Here is a 5,003-nt window from a genome sequence, read left to right as displayed (position 1 = left end):
AATTGTGCTTAAATCAAGGCGAGCATCTAAGATATGAAGAAATCATTCGTCCGTTACCAGTCCAGTTAATCAATTTGTGATGTTGGATGTCGATCAGCGTCTCCCAAAAGCTCCTCCGTCCTCCCTTGCCAAGTGGGCTTATTGTGCCATTAGGCAACCTGGGTTATCCATACGAGTCCGTTTGCGAGGGAACAATTTGCACATTCTCTGTGAACACCCTCAGGGAGTAGAAGCCAATAAGGTGATCAACCCCCTGATCAAAGCCCTGAAACTGCAACAGGGAGAAGTTCAGTTTCCCCTAGACTTAGCAAACCCGATCTATCAAATAATTGTTTATGGGCGTCGAGTGGGGCAGAAACGTCCAGACTGGATTAAGCAAATCGCTATCAAACTACCGACCGATGATGCCACTAATGCTTATAACCAATCTTCCCAGACGTCTTTCGATGCCATAACCACTGATGCGGAATTAACTGTCTCAAACGAAAGTCTTGCCCGTTCTGGTTCTCCAGATGCGATCGCTCGTTATCTGAGTGAATCCCTCAGTTACCTAGGTGTCAGTGTTAAAGTCCGGATCCAAAACCAAGATTCCAAAGCTAGAAGATTTTCCGGGGCAAGTTCTAACCTTAAACAAACTAACCTTCACCCTTCACCCCCTAACCGACGGCTCTGGATAATTTGTAATTCTAACTACAGCCCCGATCCATCCTTACTATCTGAGTCCATCATCGACCGGTTACATTCCTTGCAACTCCAAGGGTTTCGAGATGCCGTGATTTGCTTTCAGGTAAGTGGCGAAGCCACTCCTGATTGGAAGCTGCGAGTAGATTTGACCCCTCCAGAAGAAGTCCTCAAGGAATGGGCTCGTTGGGGAGATGTAGAAGCAATCCAGCGGTTATTAAATCAGGGGTTAGCAGCGGTGGGAATAACCGTTCGGGCTATTCTTAAAGAAAGCACCCTACATGTATTTTGTAGCGTCATCCACCGCCGGAAAACTATTGCCCCAGAAAAAGAAACTGTAGTCAGTGCCATTGCCTCAGTACTGGATTTAATCGCTCCTCAAGGAATCCAGGGTGCAACTATTTATGGTGTAGACTCAAGTCAGTTCCCTAGTCAAACGTTACTGTCTCAGGAAGCTGAGTCTCTCAAATCCCCCTTTGGAAACAATGGTCAAGTTGCCAAAAATTCCTTACTGCCAGAAACCGAATCCCCAGCCTGGATTCACTGGATCAACTTACCAGCAGCAGACCACCAGAGTTTAGGAGAATCCACCTATTCCTTAGCCCAAACAGGGCATCACGATGCCTTGACCTTTTTGTTGGAGCGCTTACTTAATCCCGACATTGACCAACGATTGGTAACAGGTGGAATCAGGGTAAAAATTCGCCGTAAACAAGACTTGTTGCACATCATGAGCGAGGCAACAGTCTGTCCTCGAAAATCTCAGGTCACTCGAAAAATTACCCGCTTCCTAGAGCAGCTGGCTATGTCGGAAATTACTGGGTTGCGGCTCTATGGACGTCGGGCTGGTGCTACCTCCCCCTCCTGGAACTATGGGGTGGATTTTGTTCATCGACAGCGTCTAGTCCCAGAAGCTACCCCAGAGTTTGCTGCCTCCGATGCCTACCTGAGTGATTTGGTAACTCCCACTGGGGAACCAGTACTGCGTCCTGATCTAACCCACGACGATCTCAAGCAGGGTTTAAAAGGGGCAGTTGATGGTCTAGTTTACATACTCCAGCGTTTGCTATGCTACTCTCAGCTATTTGTACCCACTGTAGAAAACCAAGACATGGCAGCCTTCTCAGACAAGAGACAGGCAAAGGGGAAATTATCTATCCAAGGCGTAGCAGTAGCCATGGTATGGGGCGTAGCAGGATTACTAGTAACACTGATCACAGATTGGCGTTTTAGTGAGCTCCTACAGTCTCAAGCCTCACCGTCAGCGGAAGTAAAGGCAGTGACTCACTCATCACCCAAACCCATTGCTTTGCCCCAACTATCTTTGCAAAAAGGGGCGGGTCTCGGGACTGAAAACTTCAACACCTCTGGATTTACTGCTCCTGGGGATACCATGGTGATTGTGAATGAAAACGGCAATGCCACCATGGCAGCCATGCTGGCTGCAGCGCGATCGCCGAATCCTTCATTCAATAACCAGATGTTAGATGAAAAGCTAGCTCTGTACCAACAACGCCTGCTTCAAAATGGTATCCCTGATGTACTGATTATGGGGAGTTCCAGAGCCATGCGGGGAATCGATCCCATTGCCCTGCAAGATGCCTTGGAAGAACAGGGCTATCCTGACATTGACGTCTTTAACTTTGGGGTTAATGGTGCGACAGCTCAGGTAGTAGACTTCATGGTTCGGCGCGTCTTAACTCCCGAGCAACTGCCTAAATTGATTATTTGGGCTGATGGGGTCAGAGCCTTTAACAATGGTCGAGTTGATGCTACCTACAACTCGATTATCGCATCACCAGGTTACCAAGCTCTAATGGCAGGAGTTTTTCCGAACCGCACTAAACAACCACCATTACCGACAGATACCACAGACCAACCTCTAGAGGTTTTGAATGATAGTTATAAGTATATCAGTGACTGGCTAAATCAGTCAATAGCCAAAATTTCGTTAACTTATCCTCAACGAAGCCAGCTCAAATCTCTGTTACGGGAAAAGTTGGTTGACCTAGAAAAGTTCCTCCTACCAGACACAACCAAAACTGCCAAAAAGCCTCAACATAAATTATCCCTAACGTGGAAAATTGACTTTGATGGCTTCCTGCCCCTGTCAACTCGTTTTAACACCGCTACCTACTACCAGAAACATCCTAAAGTTCCCGGTATTTATGATGGTGATTACCGGTATTTTCAGCTAGGAGGTCAGCAAGACAAAGCCCTAAGAAACTTGCTGGAATTTGCCCAGAAGCATGACGTTAGTATCGTTATGGTCAACCTACCCCTGACCAAAGAATATTTAGATCCAGTGCGGAGCAAATATGAGAAACAATTTCAGGGATACATGTACAACTTGGATTTAGAAGGGAGATTAATTTTCCGAGATTTAAATAAGATGTTGCTAACTAAATATGACTACTTTTCTGACCCCAGTCATCTCAACCGCTATGGTGCTTACCAAGTTTCTAACCAGTTGGCTAAAGATCCAATGATGCCTTGGTCATTAGTCATTAGTGATTAATCATGAATTATTAATTTTAAATTGAATAACAACCAATAATTATATAGCGGTTTGCAACCCGCGCTAATTTCCATAACAACAAGTAGTCAGTAGTCAGTAGTCAGTAGTCAGTAGTCAAGATTCGTAATTATACTTAACCTACAAGCAAACCGCTATAACTATTCAAACGGAAACGATATGTAAGCATATGCGCTACGCGCATATGCTGATGGCTGATAGCTGAATGCTTACACGCTATCAGGCGAACATCCTTCATCCTTTATCTTTATGTCATTTATTTCGATTACCTACAGCTGTTTCTTGCTAGCAGTTTTGGGAATCTACTGGTTGGTGCAACGTTCTACAGGTGCCACAGGTTCTCCCAAACTAAAACTTTTGGTTTTATTAATTAGCAGTCTAATCTTTTATGCTTCACTACAAATCCAATACATTCCCCTGTTGGTATTGATTACCCTAATTAATTTTTACTTTGGACAAGCACTAGGTACGAATACAGTTTCTGGTTCCCATGCTACTAATTATCATCTTTCCAATGAAGAATGGCTAGTGGCTGATAGTTTTTGGAATAACCGACGTTCAAGACTACTGATCCTAGGGATTTTAATAAATGTTATCTTTTTGCTTGGCTTCAAGTATATTCCTTTTATATTGTCCAATTTAGCAGTAATTCTAAACTTAACAATTGCTCAAGATGGGGCTAATTGGATTAGGGATAACTTAATTGTTACTCTAGGAATATCGTTTTTTATATTTGAGGGCATTGCTTATATCATTGATGTCTATCGTGGGGCTCCAGCAACTCGTAATCTCCTCCAGTTTGCTGCTTATAAGTTGTTTTTCCCTAAACTTATTTCTGGTCCAATTACTCGTTATCATCCGTTTGCTATTGAACTGAAAACCTTACAATTTCCAAGTTTTGACCGAGCAACAGAAGGACTTTGGTTGATTACATCTGGTGCGATTAAAAAGGCACTGTTAGCAGACCACATTGGTATTTTTGTTGATTTGTGTTTTGGCAATATAGAACGGGCTGGTAGTGGAGATTTATGGTTAGCTATCTTTGCCTACGGTTTACAACTCTATTTCGATTTCAGCGGCTATGTAGACATTGCCCGTGGTAGTGCAGTGTTACTGGGCATTAATCTTCCAGAAAACTTTGATTTTCCCTATTTCAGTATCAGCATTGCGGATTTCTGGCGTCGCTGGCACATCACTCTAGGAGATTGGATCCGTAACTATCTCTACTTTCCCTTGGGCGGTTCCCGTAAAGGGGTTGCTCGTACCTGCCTTAACCTATTCATCGTAATGGTCATTATTGGTATCTGGCATGGAGCAGCTTGGGGATTTGTAGCCTGGGGTGGCTTGCATGGTCTGGCGTTGGTTCTTCATCGCTTGACCGAAGCTTTCTGTGAAAATAGAGATGGGATAAAACGTTGGTGGCAAAGTTGGTCAGGGGTATTGGTCAGTTGGTTTTTGACCCAATTTATGGTGTTTACTGCCTGGATATTTTTCCGCATCCCCAATCTTAAACAAGCCAGTTTAGTCATTCAGAATCTCTGGGGTCACCCAGCTGATATCCAATTTGCTCAAAAAGTATACTTAACCGCTATTGGTATGGAACGCTTCTGGGTGGTTCTCCTGTTAGTTAGCTTAGCAGCCTCAATGGCTGGGGTTTACACTATCCGAAGGGGTCTGAAATTACAACTCAACTGGCCGGTGAAGTTGTTGTTGGTACCAGTAGGTCTCTACGTAGTTTGGTTGTTTGCTCCTCAGAGTGGTCTCCCTTACATTTATTTCGATTTTT

General features: G+C 44.1%; 2 protein-coding genes. Both read left to right on the top strand.

Annotated features, from left to right (window positions below):
* The first annotated feature begins 79 nt into the window (after positions 1 to 79).
* Positions 80 to 3,199 carry a DUF1574 family protein gene (locus tag F6K49_RS34955; protein WP_293104082.1) on the top strand — a complete coding sequence of 1,040 codons (3,120 nt, stop codon included), beginning with the start codon at positions 80 to 82 and terminating at the stop codon, positions 3,197 to 3,199.
* 267 nt (positions 3,200 to 3,466) lie between these two features.
* Positions 3,467 to 5,003: MBOAT family protein (locus F6K49_RS34950; RefSeq protein ID WP_293104079.1), on the top strand; the 1,537-nt coding region annotated here is incomplete at its 3' end.

The sequence above is a fragment of the Moorena sp. SIO3I6 genome (assembly GCF_010672095.1).
This window is presented reverse-complemented; position numbering and strand designations above follow the sequence as displayed.